The sequence below is a fragment of the Enterococcus sp. DIV1083b genome (assembly GCF_051713705.1).
Lineage (GTDB): Bacteria > Bacillota > Bacilli > Lactobacillales > Enterococcaceae > Enterococcus_D > Enterococcus_D casseliflavus.
This window is the reverse complement of the sequence record NZ_JBIOQJ010000002.1, coordinates 1-23,249: the sequence shown is the minus strand read 5'-3', so window position 1 is coordinate 23,249 and position 23,249 is coordinate 1. Positions and strand designations below refer to the sequence as shown.

21 protein-coding genes and 2 pseudogenes are annotated in these 23,249 nt (G+C 36.1%); 12 read left to right on the top strand and 11 right to left on the bottom strand.

Annotated features, from left to right (window positions below; genetic code table 11):
* Positions 1–30: 30 nt before the first annotated feature.
* The gene (locus tag IGI69_RS16810; protein ID WP_002337534.1) at positions 31–264 is read right to left on the bottom strand and encodes a hypothetical protein; all 234 of its coding nucleotides are present in this window, start codon (positions 262–264) and stop codon (positions 31–33) included.
* A gap of 121 nt (positions 265–385) precedes the next feature.
* Between IGI69_RS16810 and IGI69_RS16805 the strand changes: the two genes are divergently transcribed.
* The gene (locus IGI69_RS16805) at positions 386–472 is read left to right on the top strand and encodes a type I toxin-antitoxin system Fst family toxin (protein WP_115224856.1); all 87 of its coding nucleotides are present in this window, start codon (positions 386–388) and stop codon (positions 470–472) included.
* Positions 473–1,046: 574 nt separating this feature from the next.
* On the opposite strand, the gene IGI69_RS16800 is transcribed toward IGI69_RS16805, so the two are convergent.
* The 7 genes from IGI69_RS16800 to IGI69_RS16770 all read right to left on the bottom strand — a co-directional run bounded on the left by IGI69_RS16800 (position 1,047) and on the right by IGI69_RS16770 (position 7,565).
* Positions 1,047–1,400 (bottom strand): nucleotidyltransferase family protein, encoded by a 354-nt coding sequence (locus IGI69_RS16800; protein WP_002337533.1) that lies wholly within the window; start codon positions 1,398–1,400, stop codon positions 1,047–1,049.
* Positions 1,401–1,745: 345 nt separating this feature from the next.
* Positions 1,746–2,180, bottom strand: a complete 435-nt coding sequence (locus IGI69_RS16795; protein WP_029486047.1) for a hypothetical protein — start codon at positions 2,178–2,180, stop codon at positions 1,746–1,748.
* Between the two features lie 1,296 nt (positions 2,181–3,476).
* Positions 3,477–3,791, bottom strand: coding sequence for a hypothetical protein (locus tag IGI69_RS16790; protein ID WP_029486049.1), 315 nt, complete (start codon positions 3,789–3,791; stop codon positions 3,477–3,479).
* Between the two features lie 3 nt (positions 3,792–3,794).
* Complete coding sequence (locus IGI69_RS16785) at positions 3,795–4,082, bottom strand: replication control protein PrgN (RefSeq protein ID WP_029486050.1); 288 nt, start codon at positions 4,080–4,082, stop codon at positions 3,795–3,797.
* 136 nt (positions 4,083–4,218) lie between these two features.
* Entirely contained in the window at positions 4,219–5,718 is a 1,500-nt protein-coding gene (locus IGI69_RS16780) for a primase C-terminal domain-containing protein (protein WP_029486051.1), read from the bottom strand.
* Between the two features lie 592 nt (positions 5,719–6,310).
* On the bottom strand, positions 6,311–6,736 hold the full coding sequence (locus IGI69_RS16775) for a hypothetical protein (RefSeq protein ID WP_029486052.1): 426 nt from the start codon (positions 6,734–6,736) through the stop codon (positions 6,311–6,313).
* A 16-nt stretch (positions 6,737–6,752) separates the two neighbouring features.
* The gene (locus IGI69_RS16770) at positions 6,753–7,565 is read right to left on the bottom strand and encodes a ParA family protein (RefSeq protein ID WP_029486053.1); all 813 of its coding nucleotides are present in this window, start codon (positions 7,563–7,565) and stop codon (positions 6,753–6,755) included.
* Positions 7,566–7,919: 354 nt separating this feature from the next.
* Here IGI69_RS16770 and IGI69_RS16765 point away from each other — a divergent pair, with 354 nt between their 5' ends.
* The 4 genes from IGI69_RS16765 (at position 7,920) to IGI69_RS16750 (ending at position 12,065) form a co-directional block, all read left to right on the top strand.
* On the top strand, positions 7,920–9,110 hold the full coding sequence (locus tag IGI69_RS16765) for an IS256-like element ISLgar5 family transposase (protein WP_202546025.1): 1,191 nt from the start codon (positions 7,920–7,922) through the stop codon (positions 9,108–9,110).
* A 403-nt stretch (positions 9,111–9,513) separates the two neighbouring features.
* Positions 9,514–10,893 (top strand): Y-family DNA polymerase, encoded by a 1,380-nt coding sequence (locus tag IGI69_RS16760; protein WP_096711120.1) that lies wholly within the window; start codon positions 9,514–9,516, stop codon positions 10,891–10,893.
* Positions 10,877–11,383, top strand: a complete 507-nt coding sequence (locus tag IGI69_RS16755) for a hypothetical protein (RefSeq protein ID WP_029486055.1) — start codon at positions 10,877–10,879, stop codon at positions 11,381–11,383. Before IGI69_RS16760 ends, IGI69_RS16755 begins: the two co-directional genes overlap by 17 nt.
* A 91-nt stretch (positions 11,384–11,474) precedes the next feature.
* Complete coding sequence (locus IGI69_RS16750; protein WP_002287938.1) at positions 11,475–12,065, top strand: SOS response-associated peptidase; 591 nt, start codon at positions 11,475–11,477, stop codon at positions 12,063–12,065.
* Between the two features lie 16 nt (positions 12,066–12,081).
* Here IGI69_RS16750 and IGI69_RS16745 read toward each other — a convergent pair.
* Positions 12,082–12,282: pseudogene (locus IGI69_RS16745) on the bottom strand (hypothetical protein); the annotation flags it as partial.
* A 143-nt stretch (positions 12,283–12,425) separates the two neighbouring features.
* On the opposite strand from IGI69_RS16745, the gene IGI69_RS16740 reads away from it, so the two are divergent.
* The 5 genes from IGI69_RS16740 to IGI69_RS16720 all read left to right on the top strand — a co-directional run bounded on the left by IGI69_RS16740 (position 12,426) and on the right by IGI69_RS16720 (position 18,664).
* Positions 12,426–12,899, top strand: a complete 474-nt coding sequence (locus tag IGI69_RS16740; RefSeq protein WP_029486057.1) for a CopY/TcrY family copper transport repressor — start codon at positions 12,426–12,428, stop codon at positions 12,897–12,899.
* 3 nt (positions 12,900–12,902) lie between these two features.
* Complete coding sequence (locus tag IGI69_RS16735) at positions 12,903–15,359, top strand: heavy metal translocating P-type ATPase (protein ID WP_086269505.1); 2,457 nt, start codon at positions 12,903–12,905, stop codon at positions 15,357–15,359.
* An 87-nt stretch (positions 15,360–15,446) separates the two neighbouring features.
* Entirely contained in the window at positions 15,447–15,653 is a 207-nt protein-coding gene (gene tcrZ / locus IGI69_RS16730; protein ID WP_002294571.1) for a copper chaperone TcrZ, read from the top strand.
* A gap of 138 nt (positions 15,654–15,791) precedes the next feature.
* A complete protein-coding gene (tcrB, locus tag IGI69_RS16725; RefSeq protein WP_194185774.1) occupies positions 15,792–17,894 on the top strand; it encodes a copper-translocating P-type ATPase TcrB in 2,103 nt (700 codons plus the stop codon).
* Positions 17,895–18,025: 131 nt separating this feature from the next.
* The gene (locus tag IGI69_RS16720) at positions 18,026–18,664 is read left to right on the top strand and encodes an adenylate kinase family protein (RefSeq protein ID WP_225620708.1); all 639 of its coding nucleotides are present in this window, start codon (positions 18,026–18,028) and stop codon (positions 18,662–18,664) included.
* A 946-nt stretch (positions 18,665–19,610) separates the two neighbouring features.
* Here IGI69_RS16720 and IGI69_RS16715 read toward each other — a convergent pair.
* The gene (locus IGI69_RS16715) at positions 19,611–20,300 is read right to left on the bottom strand and encodes a class A sortase (protein ID WP_002337548.1); all 690 of its coding nucleotides are present in this window, start codon (positions 20,298–20,300) and stop codon (positions 19,611–19,613) included.
* Between the two features lie 2 nt (positions 20,301–20,302).
* The gene (locus IGI69_RS16710) at positions 20,303–21,670 is read right to left on the bottom strand and encodes a peptidoglycan DD-metalloendopeptidase family protein (RefSeq protein ID WP_086269507.1); all 1,368 of its coding nucleotides are present in this window, start codon (positions 21,668–21,670) and stop codon (positions 20,303–20,305) included.
* A 272-nt stretch (positions 21,671–21,942) separates the two neighbouring features.
* Between IGI69_RS16710 and IGI69_RS16705 the strand changes: the two genes are divergently transcribed.
* Together IGI69_RS16705 and IGI69_RS16700 are read left to right on the top strand one after the other, a co-directional pair.
* Positions 21,943–22,347 carry a NusG domain II-containing protein gene (locus tag IGI69_RS16705; protein WP_086269508.1) on the top strand — a complete coding sequence of 135 codons (405 nt, stop codon included), beginning with the start codon at positions 21,943–21,945 and terminating at the stop codon, positions 22,345–22,347.
* Positions 22,348–22,548: 201 nt separating this feature from the next.
* A pseudogene (locus IGI69_RS16700) lies at positions 22,549–23,249 on the top strand (type II restriction endonuclease); the annotation flags it as partial.

Sequence of the window (23,249 nt, the reverse complement as noted above, 5' to 3'; positions counted from 1 at the left end):
ATCAAAGTAGAGGAACATGCAGTAAGAAAACTACATGTTTTCTTCTAGTAATTTTAGTATATAGTCGTCCGCTATGATCTCACCTTGCATGATCAGCAGTAAATGGTCGAAAGGGATTTTTGTGGATTTACTGAGTCGGTTCAGTTCTTCCTCACTCTTGATCCTTTCATAAATTTTTTTGGTTCGCTCGATTCGATCCCATTCTGTATTGGTCAAGTAGCGGGAAAGTTCATAGGTTAGCCGAGAATCCTCTTCACCGTGCACAAGATCAACTCCTCTTTTTATGGATTATTATAAAGGCAATAGAAAATAAAGAAACAACTGATCACTTGAATTGTTCATGTTATACTCGTTAATGGCAACTGCCCCGTGAGGGGGTGTAAATATGCTAGAAACTTTAATATCGCTGATTATCGCTCCACTATTCGTGGGTCTAGTACTCTTACTAGTTGATCGCTGGCTAGACGATTAGCCGATAGTCGAAGCAGTTGCCTTCTGGCCCCAACGCTGGAGTCGCAACAGCGCAAAAAAAGCCCTCCTATTCGCAGTAGGAGGGCTTTTTGGTGTAAACATGCTTGTTCTTTAATATCGCTTCGCACATTTATTATAGCAAGAAATTTTGAAAAAATCAAAATGCAGCAATCAGTACCGATCGTTTTTTCACATTGAAACTATTTGCGATTTTCTGTCTAAAAAAGTTGGTTACATTCTCAACTTTTATCGGTCAAAAATGTAACCAACTTTAAAATTGCTCAATCCCTTGCAGCACTAAAGTTTTTCTGACCTCGTTACATGTAGGAAGTCGTTTCCTAACCCCCCTATTAGTAAATGGGGGTTCACGGTCACTTCAGCTCGCACAGCAAGCTGAAGTGACACCAGAAAGGCTACAAGGATTTTTTGCTAGCGCAAAAATCCTACAGCGTCTGCACAGCAAACGCTGTACGCCATTTCTCTTTTTTATCATAACGAAAGTAAACTATTTTGCAAAGTTTATTCTCTCTGGCTAATTAAAAGTTTTGTAAAAATTGATCAATGGTATCTGCGCTTCAACCCTTTACTTTAAATGAGTCGCTCGTTTTAAAATCATAAATCATTACACAATCTGCTTCTATATTTTCTTTGAGAAGTGGGTTTCTTTTTTTATTTGTTTCTGCGTTGATTGCACGTAGTGTAATAAGGTCTATCTCTTTTTTTAATGCGCTACTTAATTTACTTTTTAACCGAATCACATCAAATATATTGTGGAGCAAAGACCCTTCACCGTCGATTAAAATATCTAAATCACTGGTTTCTGTTGCTTCGTTTCGAGCGTATGACCCAAACAAAAAAGCTTTTTTTATTTTCCATTCTAAAAATATTGGTGTACATAATTTTTGAATGTCACTAATTGTATAAATCAACTAACCGAACTCCTTGTCTTCAATTTGAATATTAAAATAAAAATGAAAAGCGACAATTATACTCACCGTTTAGGAAAAAATATTGATAAAAAAGTGAAGGAACAGGTAAATCGATTGCTTCTTTTAGATCAAAAAAGGGAAAGAGCATAAGGTAAACGCACCACACTCATGTTGAAAGTGGGAAAATAGGCTGTGCCTATTGCGTTTTGAAGAAAATAAATGTGATATCACAGCATAGTTTTTAGCAGTTGTCAGGGAGTTGTTCAAAGACTACTCAAGTAGTCATTTTTGCGAAAAGTAGTCTCTAGGTACCACCATCGATCGTCCTTTTTGAAAGACAAATTTTTACAAATACTTCGCAATCAGATCATTGTAAGTGAGCGATTCTGAATTTATTTTTTCTTCTTTTGCTTTCTCTTTTTGATTATTAACGGGTCTTTTTTGTGATTTATTTTTTGCTTTTTTTCGCCGACTATTTGCCCATTTTCCTCTTTGTTGTGCCTTTACTTCTTTGTATTTTTCAGAGTTTTCGAGATCAAAAATATCGACGTCCATTGTTTCCGCAAAACTATTTGAATAAATTAAAAGTTCATCCAAACGGTTTAAAAGTGCCCGCATTTGGATATTTTCTTTTGTCTTTAATCGATACAATTCCAAAATAATATAGCGAATTAAGGCACTATCCGTTGCTGAATCTTCCACTGCTAACAATTCTTTTAATTCTTCTAATGCTTCTCTGTGTTCAGGATCAATATAAATTTGCAGCCGTTCCTTTGTCATTTGTTTTCACTTCTTTCAGTCTGTTTATTTTTTAGTCGTATATTTTGCTACTTCTTAAGTATAATAAATATAAGCAATTAAAATATTCAGAAACAACAGTGCACATAATGTTAGTGGGTTTTGGTTGTGCTAAATACTTTATATAAATCTTCATATTGTATTATCCCCCTCTATTTGTAACAACCGTCATGCATTTTACGAGCTTTATCTAAATGATCAATAGGATTTATCTTATTTATTCCCTAGTCCATATTGTTTTCCATTTGATATTCTAGATAGTCTAAATTATTAGTATAGTGAAGTTCATTATCTTCTTTACTTCTATTTAACGCCTCACCTATTGTATTAATAAATCTCGATCTTGGTTAACAAAATCATTTTTTAAAACCAAATATATATCCTGATTTCAATCACTGACAACACATAGATTCTTCTTCTCTAACGAATCTATTATAAATTGAGATAGTTCATAATCACTAGATATTAATTTATCCACTGTCAAATTTGCTGGATTAGATATTAGTATTATAAATGTATTTTAAAGAAAACAAGTGTCTTCTTCATAACTATTACATCTCCTCCATCCTCAAAAATTTATACCAAAAAATAAGAAAACAAATGCAATATAAAGGAGGATTCCCCCTCCCAAAACAATAAAAAAGTAGAAAACATATTTAGTCGTTTTGCTAATATCATTCGCATTTCTTATCTTAATACTAATAAAAATATAAAACCCTATGAGTATTAAAAGTGGTAGCATTTTGATCAACAATTTTTATCCTTCCTTTGAGAAAATCATTTTGGAACTTTTTTTTATGTTAACCGACATTATAATTTAAATTTTAATGATTATTCATACACATTATATGCGTCAAGTAAATCGCTATAATTAAAAACTAAGAGATATACTGTAACAACTATACATAAAATAGCAATACATTTTGAAAACGGATCAACTTCAACGTTAAAGACACTTTTAATTATGTTAGATAAATTAATCGCCACAGTAACTCACCTGGTTTCTTGAAAACTAAAAATGCGGCCGCAATCCTTTAGGAATTTACTATAGATCTACTCTGAAAAATAAAATAAATTCATTAAATTGAATTAAAACGTTTCTAAATAACACAATTTATTACACTTAAATCTTTTGATAAAGGCCTATATAAAGATTTACACCATTTTTCTGACAAAAATACTACCTGTCCAAATAATACTCATATTCCACCTGTATACATTTTAAAAACATAAGAGAAAGCCTAGTATTCTTTACTCAACTTTTATAGATACATATATCTATACCTTCAATTCCTTCTTCCAACATTCATAAGACTCAACAGTTGCACTTTTTTTCATTCTCCTACAAATTCCACTAAACAATGACCACTTATAATCATCAAGAATGGCAGTACCTACTCCCCCTAATCCTAAAAAAAACAGTAAAAGTAAATATAAAAATAACATCATATTCGTCCATAACGATAAAAGAGTCAACAAAAGAGAAACTAAGCCTACTGTAACAAATGAAAAGAACAGAATACCATAATAAATCTTCAAAAGAACAGACAATTCTTTGATTCTATTAAGAACAGATAACTCCTCCTCCGTCATCAATCAATCCACCTGTTCTTTCTTCTTTTTTGGATTAATACTCTTTAAAAACCTCTCCTCCAATACCAATAAATGACGATAAACATCATCCATCGACCAGCCTGAAGAAAGACTAAGGCAATATAAAAAATCACAAGGTAACGTTTTTACTGCACGGTTTCTTGTTACCCAGCTTGCTACTGTACTCTGCTTATAACCATGCAACTCACAAAATTGCTCTACTGTCATCCCTAGCCGCGAAATAATAAATACATTGATCGGGTAGGGATATACAAAGGTATTGATACTCATAGTCAGAAAGACCTCCCACCATATTATTACGTTTGCGATAATAATACTACTCTTTCTTAAGACCAGCAAGCAAAGCGGAGAAAAAGAAGGGACGTATCATAGATATAATGTAATAGGCAATTTGCACCTTTTAATTTCAACCTGTATCAATCATGAACAGATCTGTTTGCACGCCGATCTTATTGGGTTCTATCAAGCGTTTCAGTGCTGTCTGGACAAACGTGTATTCTCTTCCAAAAGCTTCTGAGATCGCAGCGAAATAAGCCCCCTGGCTTTCTTTTTTTAGCCGGATAACGGAGCGCATCAATCCATGTGTCGAAGCTAGCATAATACCTCCATTACGACCAGCACGAACACGAATATGAATTTTGTTCTCTTCTCTTAACTTCTTCAGTACTTTGTCCAGGGAACGTTTTGGGATCTTTAAACGTTCAGTTAACTCTTTTTTTGTAGAAATAATGTATGGTTGTTCTTCATAGGATTGCTCATTCAAATAGGACAGTAGATCTTCTGCCCATTCATAACTATGTGAATACTTGCGAACAGCTCTTTCTTTCTTGAATTTCCACCAACCCCGTTTTTTATTGAATAGCTGCTCTTCAGAAAGATTGGCATCGACCCACTCTTGGCATAATAGGACAACTTTTTCTCTGTGCGCTGCTTGATATTTTCCGGAGTAAGCGGAACGAATGATTCTGGTTAATTCTCGATCAGATAAAGGGTTAGCCAAGCGGTCATTGAATTCTAACATCGTCAATTCACATGCTTCTACTTCGTATCCTGACGAAAAGTATGCCAAAGACAAGGTGAATATGACATTATTTCGACCATATACGCCCTTTTCACCTTGTATTTTTTGACTTTTTAGCAACAGCTGGAACCATGGTTCATCGACTTGACGAAATTCTTGAGTAGATGGTAATACAAAAACGTTCTTGATCTCCGCTTTTTTGTCCGCATCTTCTCTCATTGACCAGTCGATCCATTCTTCGAAACTATAACGATACTGTGGTTCAAAGAATAAAACATTCTCTTCAGAAGGCATTCGTGTGATCCCAAAATGATTGGCATTTACATCAACAGGAAACCGATAATCATTTGAAAATTTGTTTCTTAGATTTTTTGAGATCATTTTGGCCACATTGATCACTTTAAAATTTGATTTCTTCGTCACGTATGCAGGCTTGTCTAGTACATAGAAAGCTTGAAATCCATGCGGTGTACGTAGAATCATTGTCGGCATAAAGCCGATCTCGTGACTGGCCAAGATAATTTCTCCATAGTCAAAGTTTGGATCCAATGTGTCAAAATCAACAAAGAAAGTATTGATTTGACGCAAATTGTCCTCAGAATGACCTTTTGTAAACATTCTGGCTTCATCAGCATACGTTCCATAGCGAAATACATTTGGTGTCCAATGAGTGAATCGATTATTGTTTTCGATCACCCCTTCTTCTGAAGTGATCACTAGTCCAATCCCCTCGATCATGTGTTCCTTTGAACGGTACGCAAAAATAGCCCCCTTCCCCGGCTGATCACTAAAAGAGACCGATTTTAGGTGGCTGTTTTTATATTTGAATTTACGGATACCATTTTGTAATACCGTCGAATATACGACATCCAAAGAAGCTGCCATGACTGTTATTCCTTCCTAAACAAAAAGAGAACACAAATAATCTTAAAAATTTGTGTTCTCTCAATGGCTTAGAAGTCTCAAAGGAATGACAAAATAAGCGTATATATATTGAGTTGCTCGTCAAAAAATGGTAAAATAATCCTATAAGTTCGGATTGGTAGTCCGAATAGATTTATTCAAATCACATAAGTGGTTTCCAGCCACTTACATAATTTCCATGAGACGAGCGAGAACACATAGTTGTTGTATGTGATTCAGATGAAGAAGTGAGGCCAAATTCACTTTTTTATCCGTCTCTTTTTTATATGTATTATTTATTTGAATATAACAAAACAGTTAAATTTGTACAAGAATAAATTTCTATAAAGTATAAGTTATACTTAAATAAACCTCATATAAGTTATACCTAATTAGATATTATTGTATATCTTATACTTTAAATTACTACAATAGGTAATAAAACGATGCCTTTAAAATAAGCTTTCTCTGGCAACAAATATTTTTTAATACCGAAACATAAAGTATAAGTTATACTTTATGTTTCGGTAATCAATAATAACTTATACCTTTATTTTTGAATGACTTGAAAAAATTAAAGCTTATCAAATGCATCTTTTATTTCTTCTCTCAAGTGTTCCTCTTTCGCCACTCCTAACTTTTGCGTAATATACGCTTCCGATAAAGTGTCAATAAGTTTTTCAAAGGTAATCCTACCCTGCACTGATTGAAGTTCCTCAACGTAGTCTTGTAGTACGTTTAGTTTTGACTCCAAAGCAGGAGATATTTTTTTTGGTTTTGTAACTTTAAATCTTTCATCTGTAATTTCTATAGGACGTCCTCGTTTTTTACTTGCTGCTGAAGTAGTCGCTTTTGGTTTCTTATTTATCAAAGAAGAGTGTCCAAATTCGTTTTCTCCTCTAATTGATACAGATTTTTTCTTTTTTATTCCTGGTTTTAAGAGACCAGCATATTCTGTATCAACTTTGGTATCAACATTAAATTCTTTCCTTTCACTCATATTCTTTCCCTCCTAGCTATTCTTCAAATATCTTTCTGCGTGATTCAAGTTCGGCTAGTATTTTTATAAACGGTTCATGTGCCCTATAGTCCCATTGATCATAATTTCCGTTTCGATACTTTTTCAAAGATATTCCTTCTCTTGAATACCGTTTTAGTCGTTTTTGGAAATTAACAATATTCTTAGACACAGCGGATCCATATAAATCTATAGCCTCGCTCAATACACTTTTATCTAAATCATCGTCTGGTTCAAGCATGCATGCAATTATAGAAATCACTTCAAGGTCAATATCGTAGTTGTTAATCATAAATTTTTGGTACCCAACATATTTTCCAATTCCATCTAACGATTCCTCTTGTGTTTGAAAAGCTATTATACTGTAATCAGAGGCCGCCATAGCATTATCTGAATATGCACTAATAGTTGGAGGCACATCAATAAAAATAGTCTCATAATTTTCTTTGATAGGTTCCAATAATTTTTCTAAAACCATGATTTGTTCTTTCTCATCTTCAAAGTTAGCAATAACATAGTTAGAAAACGATCTAAAACTTGTATCACATGCAATTAAATCTAGATTTTCCATAATCGGCGTTATACAAATTGAAAGGTCTTCTTCGTTGATCCCATCTACTATTGTTTTATCAATATGATCTAAGTCAACAGTTCTTGCTAATATTTGCGAAGCGTTGGCTTGCGGATCAATATCTATTACCAGTGTTTTTTTCTTATTTACTACAGCATTATCAAAAGCTAGCATTGTAACTATCTTGGTTTTTCCTACTCCACCTTTAAAGTTCCCGACTGTATAAGTAGTTGCTGTCATATTTTTACCTACTTTCTTTTATCTTTATTTAAAGTATAACTTATATATTCGTTTTAATCAATATTTATTTTATACTTTATATGTCGATAAAAAGTATAAGTTATACTAAAAATATTTAATATATCTGCTATATTTCATTTAATAGCAGATCCATACTACAAATCCCTTGAATTACTGTTCTGGCTGACGTAAAAAAATCACTCTGATAAAATTTCAGAATAACATTTATGGTATAAGTTATACTAGAATAAACGTATATCGAGAGTGTAAAATATTTTGTGTAAATAGAAAAAAGGAAGTCCCTTCTGTAGAATAGAGTTACCACAACACATTCACAGAAGAGAGGACTTCCCTATGAACGATTTTACTACAGAAATTCTAAAGACTCTAGCGAACAAAGGCGATTTGAATGAATTATTCCGTGTCCATTTGGAGAAAGCAGTCAATACGCTTCTCAAAACGGAGTTAACGGCTTTCCTAGATTACGAAAAGTATGATCGCATTGGTTTTAACACGGGTAATTCTCGTAACGGCTCCTATGACCGTACGGTCAAGACCGAGTATGGGGAACTTCATCTCCAGATTCCGCGCGACCGCAATGGTGAGTTCAAGCAACAGACTGTTCCTGCTTATAGACGGACGAATGACACGTTAGAGGAGACCGTCATTCACCTCTTCCGAAAAGGTATTACCATGTCGGAAATCGCAGACTTGATTGAGAAAATGTATGGGCATCACTACACGCCCCAAACCATGTCTAATATAACAAAATCATTTACAGAAGAGGTAACGGCGTTTAAAGGGCGGGAGCTTCATGACCGTTATGCTGCTATTTATATGGACGCAACGTATATTCCGTTAAAGCGGAAAACCGTCGCCAAGGAAGCTATTCATATCGCAGTTGGCATTCGCCCGGACGGATCAAAGGAAGTATTGAGCTATGCGATTGCACCGACTGAATCCATCACGATTTGGGAGGAAATTTTATTGGACCTTCAAGAGCGCGGTTTGAAAAATGTCCTCCTGTTCATCACGGATGGCTTAAAGGGGATGGTAGGAGCGATTAGTCGGTTCTATCCCAAAGCTCGTTTTCAACATTGTTGTGTACACGTTTCCCGTAATATCAGTCACAAAGTGCGTGTCGATGATCGTAAGGAAGTCTGTGATGATTTTAAAATGGTGTATCAAGCCTCATCTAAAGAGGTGGCGTTGGAAGCACGTGGTGCTTTTGCGGAAAAATGGAAAACCAGCTATCCAAAAGTGGTTGAATCGATTCTTTCGAACGCTCACTTGCTCACTTTCTATGATTTCCCCTTGGCCATACGCAAGAGTATTTATTCTACGAACTTGATTGAATCCTTTAATAAGCAAATCAAGAAATACAGCCACCGCAAGGAACAGTTCCAAAACGAAGAGTCGATGGAACGTTTCTTAGTCTCGTCTTTTGATACTTACAACCAAAAATTCCTAGGTCGCAGTCATAAAGGCTTTCAACAGGCCGAAGGCGAACTTGAACAAATGCTAAGCCAACTGATTGAGAATTAGAAACAATCTGCAGTAGGGAAGAATCATTTACACAAAATTATTGACGCTCCCCGTATATCTTATACTTTATTATTTAATGTATAAGATATACTAAATATATTTAATATATTTGCTATAATTTAATTTAATAGCAGATATATACTAAAAATCCCTTGAATTACTGTTCTGGCTGACGTAAAAAGTCATTATGATAAAAATTCCAGAATAATGTTTATGGTATAAGTTATACTAAAACAAACGTATATCTTATACTTTATTATTTAATGTATAAGATATACTATAATTAATTAGCAAATAATCTATGATCCTGTTTTTAATCATTTAATTTCCTTGACTAAAAAAACGAACATGTGTTCTAATATGTATATAAAACGTATCTTTTTTTTAGAAAAGGGGATTTATCATGGCTATGCAATTTGGCGTAAATCCAAGGTTTGACTATACTAAAGAACCCTCACGAGATATTCTCTGTATCGACTGTAAGTCATTTTATGCATCCGTAGAATGCGTAGAAAGAGGACTAAATCCTTTAAAGGCAAAGTTAGTTGTCATGTCCTATCCTTCGGACGATCCTTCTCAGCGAGGAAGTGGGTTAATCCTGGCATCGAGTCCGGCCGCAAAAAAAGCCTATGGAATTTCTAATGTCAGTCGATCACGAGATCTTCCTTTTCCGTATCCGGAAGACCTCGTGATTGCACCACCGAGGATGGCACTATATATGAGAAAGAACATGGAGATCAACAATATTTACAAGAAGTATGCTGACGAGCAAAATCATTCCGTATACAGCATCGATGAGAGCTTCGTGGACGTTACAGACTCATTAAAGCTGTTCGGTGCAAAGGACGCAAGAGAGCTGGCGAGAATGATTCAAACAGACGTTTATCGACAAACTGGAATCTTCACAACGATCGGGATTGGTGACAATCCGCTCTTGGCCAAGTTCGCACTAGACCTCGAAAGTAAAAAAAATTCAGATATGAAAGCAGAATGGCGTTATGAAGACGTACAGCAAAAGCTTTGGTCTGTAGAAAACATTACAGACGTTTGGGGGATAGGACGTCGGACAGCTATCAGACTGAACCGAATGGGCATATTTACTATGCATGATCTGGCACACGCAAATTACTATCAGCTGAAGCAAAATTTTGGTGTCTTAGGTACTCAACTATATGCACACAGCTGGGGCATCGATCGATCATTCTTAGGTCAGAAATACAAAGTAAAATCTAAGTCGATAGGGAATAGTCAAGTCTTAAACCGAGACTATACACGTCGAAAAGAAATAGAAATTGTAATTAAAGAAATGGCTGATCAAGTAGCAACAAGATTGCGGAGATCTGGAGCGAAAGCTGAAGTAATTTCTCTATGGATCGGCTTTTCAATGGGTTATGTCGATCGATCAGGAAGTCGAGGATTTCACGAGCAAATGAAGGTGCCAGCAACCAATAGCAGCAAACAAATAGCAAACTACTTACTGCAGATATTTGATCGTCATTACAAGTACCAGGATATTCGAAATGTAGGAGTAAACGGTTCAAAGCTCGTTTATTCTAATGCTTTGCAGCTTGATCTCTTTGAAGATCCGGACGAGCAAGTAAAAGACTTAAAAATCGATTATGTGGTAGATACTATACGCAAAAAATTCGGGTTTAAATCGATTGTTCATGCAAATAGCATAATGGAAGGTGGACGTGCGATCGCTCGCAGCAGCCTTGTCGGAGGGCATGCAGGCGGTATGTCTGGACTTGAAGGTGCTGAAGGTCATGGTAAAGCGTACTAAGAAAACATTTACGGACTATAATCAATACAGAGACCGGCCATTCGGATTGAAATGGGCAACGGCTTACGCCATGGATGATTTGATGAAAGGCGTTTTAGAAAATGAAGCCTGGGCTACGAAAGAAGTTGTTGGTTTGGAGTTAATGAACCGTGAGGAGATCGACACAATACTTTCAGAGTCTTTCCTTTATCATAAACCTATAACGCTGCAGTTAAACACTAAAGACGAATTCGGGCGATTTTTAGATCCTGTCGAAGGACAATTTCTAGGTGAAGCATATGAAGACTATTTTGTATTGAATGAACAAGCGATTTATTGGACAGACGTTCGACACGTATCTATAAAAAAAGAGGAAAAATGGTTCAAGGTTGACTATTTTCAGGACGGAAAATCTTCTCGCAACAAGCAAAAGAAAAAAGAGAGGAAAATAGAAAAAGAGATTGAGTTAATCAAAAATGAGTATTATCAGGACTTTGCAGACGACGATTGAAGATCATTGTCCATCATTTGACTTTGAAATTGCCTTAGAATGGCTCTCTGACACACGTTTTTTAAACAGATCAGAAAAGGAGAGGGAGAATATGTGTGGAAGATATTTTTTTGATTTATCATCAAGAGAATTGAAAGACTATTATGATCAAGTGATTCCCAATGCTACCAGCAAGCAAATTCGAGTTGGATACAATGAAATTTTCCCTTCAAATCATGTTGTGACCTTAGCAGTCAACCAGGAATCAAAAATTGTTCCTGGCGTTACCAAGTGGGGATTCCATGGATTTAAAAAAGGCCAGCTCATGATCAATGCACGGGCGGAGACAGTGGAAGAAAAGAAAACTTTCTCAAAAGCCTTCAGAGAAACACGTTGTGTATTCCCTCTTTCTGGATTCTACGAATGGGATTCCGAAAAGCGGAAACTATTGTTTACTTCAAGTGAGAGTGACGTTTTTTATTTAGGCGGCTTTTATCGCATTCATAAAACTGGTGCAGGTTTTGAAACGGAATCGATCATAATGACGACCAAGCCTAATGAATCGGTTTCATCTATCCACGATCGTATGCCGCTGATCATCCAGAAAGATCACATTGAGAAATGGATCACTGAGCTAGATTTTGCACGAAACTATCTTACAGCTGGCATGCCAGAATTATGTCGCACTGAAGTAACAAAATAAAAAAAGAGCGAATCTTTCATAGATTCGCTCTTTTTTCATTGCTATGTTTAATTTTATCTAGTATCACTTCAAATGTTTCAAAGGTATCTATATCTAACTGACACAATCAAAGCAGATACTTCTTTTCTTTGTAACTCCAGTCAACAGCGGGGTAGGAGGAGATCAGATTTTTGTATCTAGCTTTTTGCTCATTTGAAGCTAGTTGCCAACGCTTCTTTTGAGTTTACTCTTGATTCAGCCGTTTTAAGGAGACAAAAACTTTGATTTTTTTATAGAAATAAGTTGTTGACAAATTGCGTTTACACATGTAAATTGATCTTATAATAAACAGTTTACGAGTGTAAACGAGGAGGATGAAAGATGGTTGCTACAGTCTTACCGCCCCACGTAACAGATGCTGAATGGGAAGTCATGCGCGTGGTATGGGCAAATAAAAAAGTCACCAGTAAAGAAGTTATCGCTATTTTGGAAGACAAAATGAATTGGAAACAGGCTACAATCAAAACGCTATTAGGCCGATTGGTAGAGAAAGGTGCATTGTCTACTGAGCAAGAAGGGAAGAAGTATATCTATTCCGCAAAAATTGAGGAAAATGAGACCATAAAAGATTACACAAATGATGTTTTTAGTCGGATTTGCAATAAAGAGGTAGGTTATGTAATTGAAGGTTTAATTGAAGATCACATCTTGAGTTTCGATGATATACGGCGCTTGGAAAAAGCTTTGGAAATGAAAAAAAAATCTGCTGTAGAAGAAGTTAGTTGCCACTGTGCGCCAGGGCAATGTGAATGCAATATGAAACACCATGGAATGAAGATGAGAGGAATGGAATAAAAGATGGAAAATAAAACATTTACCATAGAAGGCATGACTTGTGCTTCTTGCGCCCAAACAGTAGAAAAAGCGACCCAGAAGTTATCAGGTGTAAAAATCGCTAATGTGAATTTTGCAACGGAAAAAATGAGCATTCAGTTTGATGAGGCGTCACTTTCGGAGGCTGACATTCAAAAAGCCGTTTCAGATGCAGGATATGCTGCAATACCTAATACCGTAAGGAAGACTTTTAATCTTGAAGGTATGACTTGTGCTTCTTGTGCACAAACCATTGAAAAAGCTACTCATAAACTTACCGGAGTAAATACGTCATCGGTAAACTTAGCCACGGAAAAAATGGTGGTAGAGTATGATCCAAGTAGGTTAAATATTTCCGATATCACTCAGGCCGTATCCGATTCGGGATATGAGGCACATGAAGAGAGAGCAACTGCGGACACGGTGGACTTAGACCAAGAAAAGAAACAGAATGAAATCAAGAGCCTCTGGAAGAGATTTTTGATTTCGGCCATCTTTACAGCCCCATTACTTTATATCGCAATGGGTCATTTGGTAAATGCGCCCCTACCTGCTTTTATCGATCCGATGATGAATCCGGAAAATTTTGCTATCATTCAACTCTTGCTGACGCTTCCGGTTGTCGTGGTCAATAAAAAAATTTACCAGACTGGATTCAAAGCGTTGTTTAAGGGACATCCCAACATGGACTCATTAATCGCTTTGGGAACAAGTGCCGCTTTCCTTTACGGTGTATTTGCAACGGTCATGATTTTCTTGGGAGAGGCATCTTATGCCAACGAATTGTATTACGAAACAGCGGCTGTTATTCTAGCCCTAATTGTTCTAGGGAAGTATTTAGAAACCCTGACTAAAGGGAAGACATCTGAAGCCATTAAGAAACTGATGGGATTGGCTCCAAAAACAGCACTGGTAGTACGAAACGGAAAGGAAATAGAGATTTCGATTGATGAAGTGGCAGTGGGTGACATCGTTGTTGTGCGCCCAGGTGGAAAAATGCCTGTGGACGGTATGGTAACAGAGGGGTTGACGTCGGTAGACGAATCCATGTTAACTGGTGAAAGTATCCCCGTAGAAAAATCGGTAGGGGACGCGATTATTGGAGCAAGTATCAACAAAAACGGTACGATTCATTATCGAGCCACAAAAGTTGGGAAAGATACCGCACTATCTCAGATTATTAAACTAGTAGAAGACGCGCAAGGATCTAAAGCTCCGATTGCTAAGATGGCAGATATTATTTCCGGTTACTTCGTACCAATCGTTATTGCGATTGCAATCCTTTCTGCGCTTGCGTGGTACTTTGCTGGACAAACAGGGGTATTCGCGTTGACCATAGCCATTTCGGTACTGGTGATTGCGTGCCCATGTGCACTCGGGTTAGCTACCCCTACAGCAATCATGATTGGAACAGGGAAAGGTGCCGAACATGGCGTATTGATTAAGAGTGGGACAGCATTGGAAACAACTCATAAACTGAAGACCATTGTTTTTGACAAGACAGGAACCATTACAGAAGGAAAGCCTAAGGTAACAGATATTATTACTGCAAAAGGGATCTCTCAAGAGGAACTCTTGATGTTGGCGGCTTCCGGTGAGAAAGGTTCTGAACACCCACTAGGGGAAGCAATAGTTAAGGATGCAGAAGAAAAAGGATTGTCTCTGAAGAAAACTGAAGCTTTTGAGGCGATTCCGGGTCATGGAATCGAGGTAAAAATCGACGGAGCTACCCTTTCGTTGGGTAACCGAAAACTGATGGATGAGCGAAATGTCCAACTAGGCAAGTTGGCGAAGGTATCCGATGAATTGGCTAGTCAAGGTAAAACGCCAATGTACATTTCCAGAGGTAGTGAAATTCTCGGAATCATTGCGGTCGCCGATACGGTAAAAGAGAGCAGCCTACGAGCCATTGAAAAGTTGCATAAGATGGGCATTGAAGTAGCCATGATTACTGGTGACAACAAACGAACGGCAGAAGCAATTGCAAAACAGGTGGGAATCGACCGTGTATTGAGCGAAGTTTTGCCGGAAGATAAAGCTAACGAAGTGAAAAAGTTGCAGGATGAAGGCAAAAAAGTAGGTATGGTAGGCGATGGAATTAATGATGCTCCTGCACTTGCGCAAGCCGATGTAGGAATTGCCATTGGATCTGGTACGGATGTAGCGATGGAATCAGCAGATATTGTCCTAATGCGTAGTGACCTCATGGATGTCCCTACGGCTGTGGAATTGAGTAAATCTACCATCCGAAACATTAAGGAAAACCTGTTTTGGGCATTTGCGTACAATATTTTAGGTATTCCCTTCGCGATGGGTGTAGTTTATGCCTTTGGCGGTCCATTGCTTAGCCCGGTTATTGCAGCAGGGGCAATGACTTTTAGTTCTACTTCTGTTTTATTAAATGCATTACGCTTAAGACGATTCAAACCAGCAGTTGTTTAGAAAACACGTAGCTTATCTGGGATTTAATCTTCTTCCTATTCTATATAATAGGAGAAGATAAAAAAAAAAAAAAAGGGGAATAAAATAATGAAAAAAGAAGTCTTATTAGATGGCGTAAAATGTGCAGGTTGTGCGAACACGGTACAAGAAAGATTTTCAGCTATTGAAGGGGTTGAATCTGTAGAGGTTGATTTAGCGACTAAAAAAGCAGTACTTGAAAGTCAAACAGAGATTGATACCGAAACACTCAATGCTGCTTTAGCAGAAACTAACTATTCAGTATTAAGTGCATAAAGTACGAATACCATTTATTCATAGATAGTAGATAGAGATAAAGTATAGAACCCTTTTCATGAGAATTATATGCAGTGTTAGATGAGAAAGTTCTAAAACTTTAAAATCAGTCTCTAATATAATAAGGAGGAATTAAAAATGAGGAATAACAAAAAACATTCGTCACATAGTCATCATAATCACGGCGACATGGATCACTCAAAACACGACCATAATGAAATGGAACATAGTCAGATGGATCACAGCAAGATGAATCATAGTGCGATGGATCACAGTGAAATGGATCATGGCGCAATGGGAGGGCATGCCCACCACCATCACGGTAGCTTTAAGGAGATTTTCTTGAAGTCACTCCCATTAGGAATTGCAATCTTACTCATTACTCCTATGATGGATATTCAGTTGCCTTTCCAAATTATCTTTCCTTATGCAGACGTTGTAGCAGCTGTATTGGCAACAATTCTATACATTTTTGGCGGAAGACCATTCTTCATGGGTGCGAAAGATGAGTTTAATTCAAAAGCTCCAGGCATGATGTCCTTGATTACTTTGGGAATAACGGTTTCTTATGCCTATAGTGTTTACGCAGTGGCCGCTCGATATGTGACCGGAGAACATGTCATGGACTTCTTCTTTGAGTTTACAACGTTAATTTTAATCATGTTATTAGGACACTGGATTGAAATGAAGGCATTGGGTGAAGCAGGGGACGCGCAAAAAGCATTGGCTGAGTTGGTGCCGAAAGATGCTCATGTTGTTTTAGAAGACGATTCGATTGAGACTCGTCCAGTTGCTGACTTGCAAGTAGGTGATTTGATTCGTGTTCAAGCCGGAGAAAATGTTCCAGCAGATGGAACGATCCAGCGTGGCGAATCACGTGTAAACGAAGCGCTTGTGACTGGGGAATCGAAACCAATTGAAAAAAATCCCGGAGATGAGGTTATCGGTGGATCAACCAATGGTGGCGGAGTCCTCTATGTGGAAATAAAACAGACGGGCGATAAGTCCTTCATTTCTCAGGTTCAGGCATTAATCAGTCAAGCTCAAGGCCAATCTTCACGAGCAGAAAATCTTGCACAAAAAGTTGCAGGATGGCTCTTTTATATTGCGGTTATTGTAGCTCTTATTGCCCTTGTCATATGGATGGTTATAGCTGATGTACCAACGGCAGTTATTTTTACAGTCACCACATTAGTTATTGCTTGTCCGCATGCCCTGGGTCTGGCTATTCCATTGGTGACTGCTCGTAGTACCAGCTTAGGGGCCAGTCGGGGATTATTAGTGAAAGACCGGGACGCTTTGGAGTTGACTACAAAAGCAGATGTTATAGTTTTAGATAAAACGGGAACTTTAACAACTGGTGAGTTTAAAGTATTAGATGTTGAACTCTTTAATGATAAATATACGAAAGATGAAATCGTTGCCTTATTGTCAGGTATCGAAGGTGGATCTAGTCACCCTATCGCTCAGTCAATTATTAGTTACGCAGAACAGCAAGGGATACGTCCAGTAAGTTTTGATTCGATTGATGTTATTTCTGGCGCTGGTGTAGAAGGTCAAGCTAACGGACATCGTTATCAATTAATCAGTCAAAAAGCATATAGACGTAATCTGGATATGGATATTCCAAAAGGAGCAACCCTCAGTGTCTTAGTAGAAAACGACGAAGCAATCGGTGCTGTAGCTTTAGGGGATGAATTAAAACCGACAAGTAAAGACTTAATACAAGCCCTTAAAAAGAACAAGATTCAGCCGATTATGGCAACGGGTGACAATGAAAAAGCGGCTCAAGGAGCTGCAGAAATTTTAGGTATTGATTATCTAGCTAATCAATCTCCTCAAGACAAATATGAATTAGTTGAAAAACTTAAAGCAGAAGGAAAGAAAGTTATCATGGTCGGTGACGGGGTCAACGATGCACCTTCTCTTGCATTAGCAGACGTTGGTATAGCTGTTGGTGCCGGAACTCAAGTAGCATTGGATTCAGCCGATGTCATCTTGACACAGTCAGACCCTGGCGACATTGAATCCTTTATCGAGTTGGCTCAGAAGACCACACGTAAGATGAAAGAAAATCTTGTTTGGGGAGCAGGGTATAACTTTATCGCGATCCCAATAGCTGCAGGAATACTAGCACCAATTGGCATAACATTAACTCCAGCAGTCGGTGCCGTCTTGATGTCACTTTCGACTGTAATTGTTGCCATCAATGCTATGACATTGAAATTAGAGCCAAAATAAACAGTTATTTGGCACATGAAATAATTGAATGACCTTATCGTGTAAAAATACAATAGTTTCACAGGAAAGGAAGAGATGAAATAATTTAAAAAATCATCTCTTCCTTTTTTAGTTTATAAGGAGGAAAAATTATGAGGCTGGTCCTTTTAGGGTTACCTGGTGCTGGGAAAGGCACCCAAGCTAAAAGAATCGCAGAGGAGTACCACCTGACGGCTATTTCAACTGGTGAAATGTTACGAGAAGCAACCAAGGAGAAAGATACATTCGGACTCAGAGTGCAAGAATATATGAATAAAGGAGAGCTAGTTCCAGATGAGTGGATAAACTCATTGGTTAAGAGTCGCTTACAAGCAAAAGATGTTGAAAATGGCTTTGTTCTAGATGGTTACCCACGTACCCTTCAGCAAGCAAAAATGCTCGAAGCTTACCTACAAAGTCAGAATCAAAATTTAGGCGCTGTTTTCTTTTTAGATGTAAGTCAGGATACGTTAATACATCGGTTAGCGCAACGAGGGAATCTTCGTTCAAAAGAAAAACAAGGAAATTCCCAAATCGAATCAAAAAGGGAAAAAATTCGACTGGATGACAAACCAGAAGTGATTGAAAATAGGGGTTCTGTTGCAAGCTTTGAATTATATGTTTTCTGGTATAATGGCTGGCTATTTTTTAAATGTTATTTGGCTGGATGCTTTTTTCTTTTACCATTAATTATTGACGAGATCCACTTTTTCATTGAAAAGAACATTCTGCTGAAGCGGTACATTGTGTGAATTTTTCTGTTGATTGTTTCGAATTTTTATATTGCATATATGGTTACTTTTTTTCAGTTCTATTCTTTTTTGCTGTGGGGTATCGAAGGCATCTTCGAATTGCGGAATTTAGTCGAATGCTGCTAAAACTTACTGTTTATGCACTATTAGCGTTATTAATGACGGCTGCACTTATTCTCCCCACATTGTTCTACTTGACGTAAGGGATTCGAAACACTGTTCAAACGATAGAATCAACTTTTTTTACTAAATTCTTAGCAAAGATTTTTAACGGAGTTTATTTTAATCGAACCTTTGTTAATACAACAAAATCAGTTTATCCGCATATATATAGTGACATACAATCACTTGTAGTGGTACCGACTTTCTTTCTCTCAAAGCAGATTACTCGTCGAGAATGTTTAATCTATGGCATGCGTTTCTTTTTAGTTTCCTATGTATCTATTTAATGGCACGGGCTCTAGACTTAGGTTTATGGGATATGAAGAAAATACTAATCAGCTGAATTTTTTTGGTCAGTGATTCTAGGTTATTTGCTAGTAGTGTAGGAAATAAATTTTGCTTTATGGTTTTGGAATCAATTATTAATATTGCTACTTGCGGTCATTACGAGGATATTCCTTAGGAAAATCACAGTCTGAATCTTCCCTAGAAACTATAGAACGACAAGGGGGAGATGAGCAAATTCCTAATTGATTAAATAGGGTGCGTTACTAGTTAGCTCCATAGTAAGATTTTTTCAAAATTTTCTTGAGGTTGGATCAAAAAGGGCTCTTTTCAATTAGATTAAAAACACTCATAAAAAATAGGGAAACGAACTTATAATCGCGTTCGTTTCCCTATTTAATTTATTATGACCATAAAACAATTTGAATTTAGAAAGCACCTTCTTTCTTTGATAAAAAGTACTACTCGTAATCTGTCAGGACTGATAAGACTTTTTATATTAGCTAAATAAAGATTGGATATATTGATTAGCATTCTTAAATTCAACTGTATCGATCAGTGTGCCTTGTACAATCAATCTCGTTACAGCTTCCAAATCCCCGCATGTAACAAGAGTGATCATTTCTTTATTAGGAATATCATCAATGACTTCTACTTTTGATGGATCCACTTTTTCTTTCAAAGACACTTGGTAAATATAAATATTCTTTAAGTCTGTTACATATATTTTTTCTTTTAGAGAAATAAACTCTAATGGAGAAAATAATATAGTTTTATCTTTAGCACTATGGCTTGCTAAAGCATAATTTCGTTCTCCCATCTGCTGATTTGATTTCATTGTACCAGCCCCAGAAAGTAGTGAAATATTGTCTAAGCCTTTGTATATGGGTAAAGATAATTTTACATCGGGTATAGCGATACCACCTATTATAGGTAAATCACTATTTTTAAATTGTGCTTTTAATACTAACTCATTTGAAATAGATTCAACAGAATCAAAGTCAAAGTTTCCTTTCCTTTTCAGATTGTCTTCCAAATCTTTCTTTGAATAATTTGCTATGTCATATTGTTGAACTTGTTTATTCAGTAAGTAAGATCGAATTTGAAAATTAAATATTAAAACTAAGCCTATAAGAAAAATGGTAATTAAAAGTAAATTTAAAAAAATACGCTTGATTCTTTTTATCATTTTTAGATTCCTAGAAATGGAGCAGGATCTACGAATCCAGACCAATTTGAGCTAGTCGCTATTCCAAAATGTAAATGAACTCCAGTTGAATTTCCTGTAGTCCCCATGGTGCCAATGGTCTGGCCAGCACTCACTGATTGGCCTAGTGTAGCAATAAAATTACTTAGGTGAAGGTAATATGAGTAGTAGCCATCTCCGTGATCAATAATAATGTAATTACCTGCGGATCCATCAAAGGATGCCTGCACTACAGTTCCTGATCTAGATGCCATGATAGGCGTTGACGAAGTTCCACCCATATCTATACCATCGTGAAAAGATCCAGAGAATCCAGTAGGATCAGCTCTTCCACCAAATGGACTTGTGACAATAATGTTGGCTACGGGTGCGCCCCAACCAGAAGAACTAGGGCTTTGAACCTGATTATTATTGGAAGAATTATTGTTGTCTTGGTACTCATCTTGATTAACTGAGTTAGATTCTTTATCCGAAGTTTCATTTGTGATCTGTTTTTCTTCCTGCGTATCAGTATTTCCTTGATCTGTTCCTATGTCTTCGTTACCATCTATTTGTGATACTTCGTTTTTCTGATCTTTTATAATAGATGCAGATTCTTCCTCTTGAGCTTTTAAAATAGCCGCAGCTTCTGCTTCTTTTTTCTTTTCCTCTGCTAGGGCTTTAAGTTCCTCTTCCCTTCTTTTTTCTGCTTCTTGTTTTTGATTTTCAAATTTTTCTTTCTCGGATTGCTCTGTCGCCAAAGAAGCGGATATCTCATTAATTTTTATACTTTGATTCAATTTAGCTTCTATAAGATTTTTTTCTTTCTCTTCGAGAGAGCGAGTTTCCTTTTCCGCATCTATAACTTTTTTCTCAGCTTCTTTTTTTAATTCATCTAAACTTTCTTTATCATCTATCTGAGCCTGCATAATCTCATTACTAGCAGAAATAAGCTTAGTCATACCAAAGGCTGCTGTGACTGCATCTGATAATGATTCAGCGTTTACCATGACAGATATTATAGAGTCACTTTTTTGATTTACTTGTGCATTCCGAGCTTGTTCTTCGATAAGTTTATTTCTAAGGTGTATTTTTTCCTCAAGAGTAGTAATTTTTTGATTAATTTCGGTAAGTTTTTTCTCAGATGTGTTTTTTTCCTTTAGCACTTTTTGATATTCATTTTCTAGCTGAGTTATTTTGTTATCTAAATCAGTAAGATAAATTTTAGCTGATTTTTGATCTTTCACAATCGTTTCAATTTTATCATTTTTTTCTTTAATTTTTTCCTCAATAGTCTGCGCTTTAACTAATATACTATTACTAAAAAATAGCGAAAACACAATGACCGAGGTAGATATAATTATTTTTTTCAAATTGATTTTTCACTTCCCTTATTTTTAATTGTGAAGAAATATTTTACAAATATTCTCCTCTCTATTTTTATGTGTATTACAGGTTCTATTAGGAACTGAAATTGGAATTACTATACAAAAAGTAATAGGATCCATATGCTACATTTCAATTTAATAGACAGATTTAAAATAACTAAAACTTATGGAGATTTTGTGGAGTAGAAACATATCTACATAAAATTCACACAACTGTAAAGTATGATATCAAAAGTTAATATAGGAGAACGAATTTAGTGGATAAAATATTGAGACTTACGAAACCTTGGGACTATCTCATTATTATTGGAGTCATTATGGCATCATTTTTACCATATTTACTATTTGATACTAATAAAAATGAAAATAATAGAGAAAGTAAAGATGTAATTGCAGTTGTTAAAATAGATGGAGAAGTCGTAGACAAATTTAACTTATCACAAGTTAGTGAGTCTTTAGAAAAAACATATTATCCTCAAAAAGGGAAATACAATATTATTGAAGTAGCTCCAGGGAAAATTAGGGTAAAAGAAGATAATAGTCCTGATCAAATTGCTGTTCATACAGGCTGGATTAGTAGACCAGGGGAAATGAGTATATGTTTACCTCATAAATTGATTGTTGAAATTTTAGGAATAGAAGAGAATCCATTAATTTATTAGTATGACTAATAAATAATACAAATCCTACATTTACATTGATTACAGAATGGAGCCGAACTAGACTTTTAATAAGAAAAGTCATAGATATCAGGCCAAAGTAACTACTATCGTTATAATTGATTATATTAGGAATGTTGCATGTAGCACGTTTTATTAGAGATGACTAGGTTATAAAAATATTAATAATTGATATTAATAGGGATGGTGGTTATCATTACAGTGGATAATACTTATTTAACAGATGTATTTAATCAATACAAAACACGCGAAAATTTACTTTATCAAACTTGGTTTATAAAAAGTGAAAAACGCTTGAGAGCGTTTAAAAGAGTTAGAAAATATGTACAACTATTTATCAAACATGTCAATAACGGAACCTTTCCAACAGACTTTAAAAATTCAGCATTAGAGGACATAATGGATGTAATTGCAGAACAAACAGAAATTTTTAAAGGAGCCAAACATGCATTTATGTGGAAACCTAAATTGAGAATTCCAGATATTTATGAAAATAGGGAAAATCAGTTAGCTTTTTCACATTGTCTTGATCAAATTCTTAAAGCTAATCAAGAAATAAAAATGTTATTAACTGTAAATATTCTAACAGAAAAGAAAATCAGAGGGCTTGGTCCCGCTGTCGCAAACATTTTATATTTTCTTGAACCCACCATTTTTCCTCCTTTTAACACAGCTATTGTCAATGGATATAATTATCTAACGGGTTCAAAAATTCGCTTAGGTAAATGGGAAGACTATTTTAAACTTCGTGATGGTATGATTGAGCTCAACTGCAGAGGAGGACAATTTTCGAAAGATTTGGGTGCTATTTCAGCTTTTTTATTTGATATTGGTAAACTAAACTATATTGTTCGCGAAAATGAAGAGGAGTATATCAGAATTTC

Bases quoted from the DNA above. Each gene is read 5' to 3' on its own strand.
- IGI69_RS16805 (WP_115224856.1), top strand. From the start codon at position 386: ATGCTAGAAACTTTAATATCGCTGATTATCGCTCCACTATTCGTGGGT.
- IGI69_RS16795 (WP_029486047.1), bottom strand. From the start codon at position 2,180: ATGACAAAGGAACGGCTGCAAATTTATATTGATCCTGAACACAGAGAA.
- IGI69_RS16790 (WP_029486049.1), bottom strand. From the start codon at position 3,791: ATGACGGAGGAGGAGTTATCTGTTCTTAATAGAATCAAAGAATTGTCT.
- IGI69_RS16785 (WP_029486050.1), bottom strand. From the start codon at position 4,082: ATGAGTATCAATACCTTTGTATATCCCTACCCGATCAATGTATTTATT.
- IGI69_RS16780 (WP_029486051.1), bottom strand. From the start codon at position 5,718: ATGGCAGCTTCTTTGGATGTCGTATATTCGACGGTATTACAAAATGGT.
- IGI69_RS16775 (WP_029486052.1), bottom strand. From the start codon at position 6,736: ATGAGTGAAAGGAAAGAATTTAATGTTGATACCAAAGTTGATACAGAA.
- IGI69_RS16770 (WP_029486053.1), bottom strand. From the start codon at position 7,565: ATGACAGCAACTACTTATACAGTCGGGAACTTTAAAGGTGGAGTAGGA.
- IGI69_RS16765 (WP_202546025.1), top strand. From the start codon at position 7,920: ATGAACGATTTTACTACAGAAATTCTAAAGACTCTAGCGAACAAAGGC.
- IGI69_RS16760 (WP_096711120.1), top strand. From the start codon at position 9,514: ATGGCTATGCAATTTGGCGTAAATCCAAGGTTTGACTATACTAAAGAA.
- IGI69_RS16755 (WP_029486055.1), top strand. From the start codon at position 10,877: ATGGTAAAGCGTACTAAGAAAACATTTACGGACTATAATCAATACAGA.
- IGI69_RS16750 (WP_002287938.1), top strand. From the start codon at position 11,475: ATGTGTGGAAGATATTTTTTTGATTTATCATCAAGAGAATTGAAAGAC.
- IGI69_RS16740 (WP_029486057.1), top strand. From the start codon at position 12,426: ATGGTTGCTACAGTCTTACCGCCCCACGTAACAGATGCTGAATGGGAA.
- IGI69_RS16735 (WP_086269505.1), top strand. From the start codon at position 12,903: ATGGAAAATAAAACATTTACCATAGAAGGCATGACTTGTGCTTCTTGC.
- tcrZ (WP_002294571.1), top strand. From the start codon at position 15,447: ATGAAAAAAGAAGTCTTATTAGATGGCGTAAAATGTGCAGGTTGTGCG.
- tcrB (WP_194185774.1), top strand. From the start codon at position 15,792: ATGAGGAATAACAAAAAACATTCGTCACATAGTCATCATAATCACGGC.
- IGI69_RS16720 (WP_225620708.1), top strand. From the start codon at position 18,026: ATGAGGCTGGTCCTTTTAGGGTTACCTGGTGCTGGGAAAGGCACCCAA.
- IGI69_RS16715 (WP_002337548.1), bottom strand. From the start codon at position 20,300: ATGATAAAAAGAATCAAGCGTATTTTTTTAAATTTACTTTTAATTACC.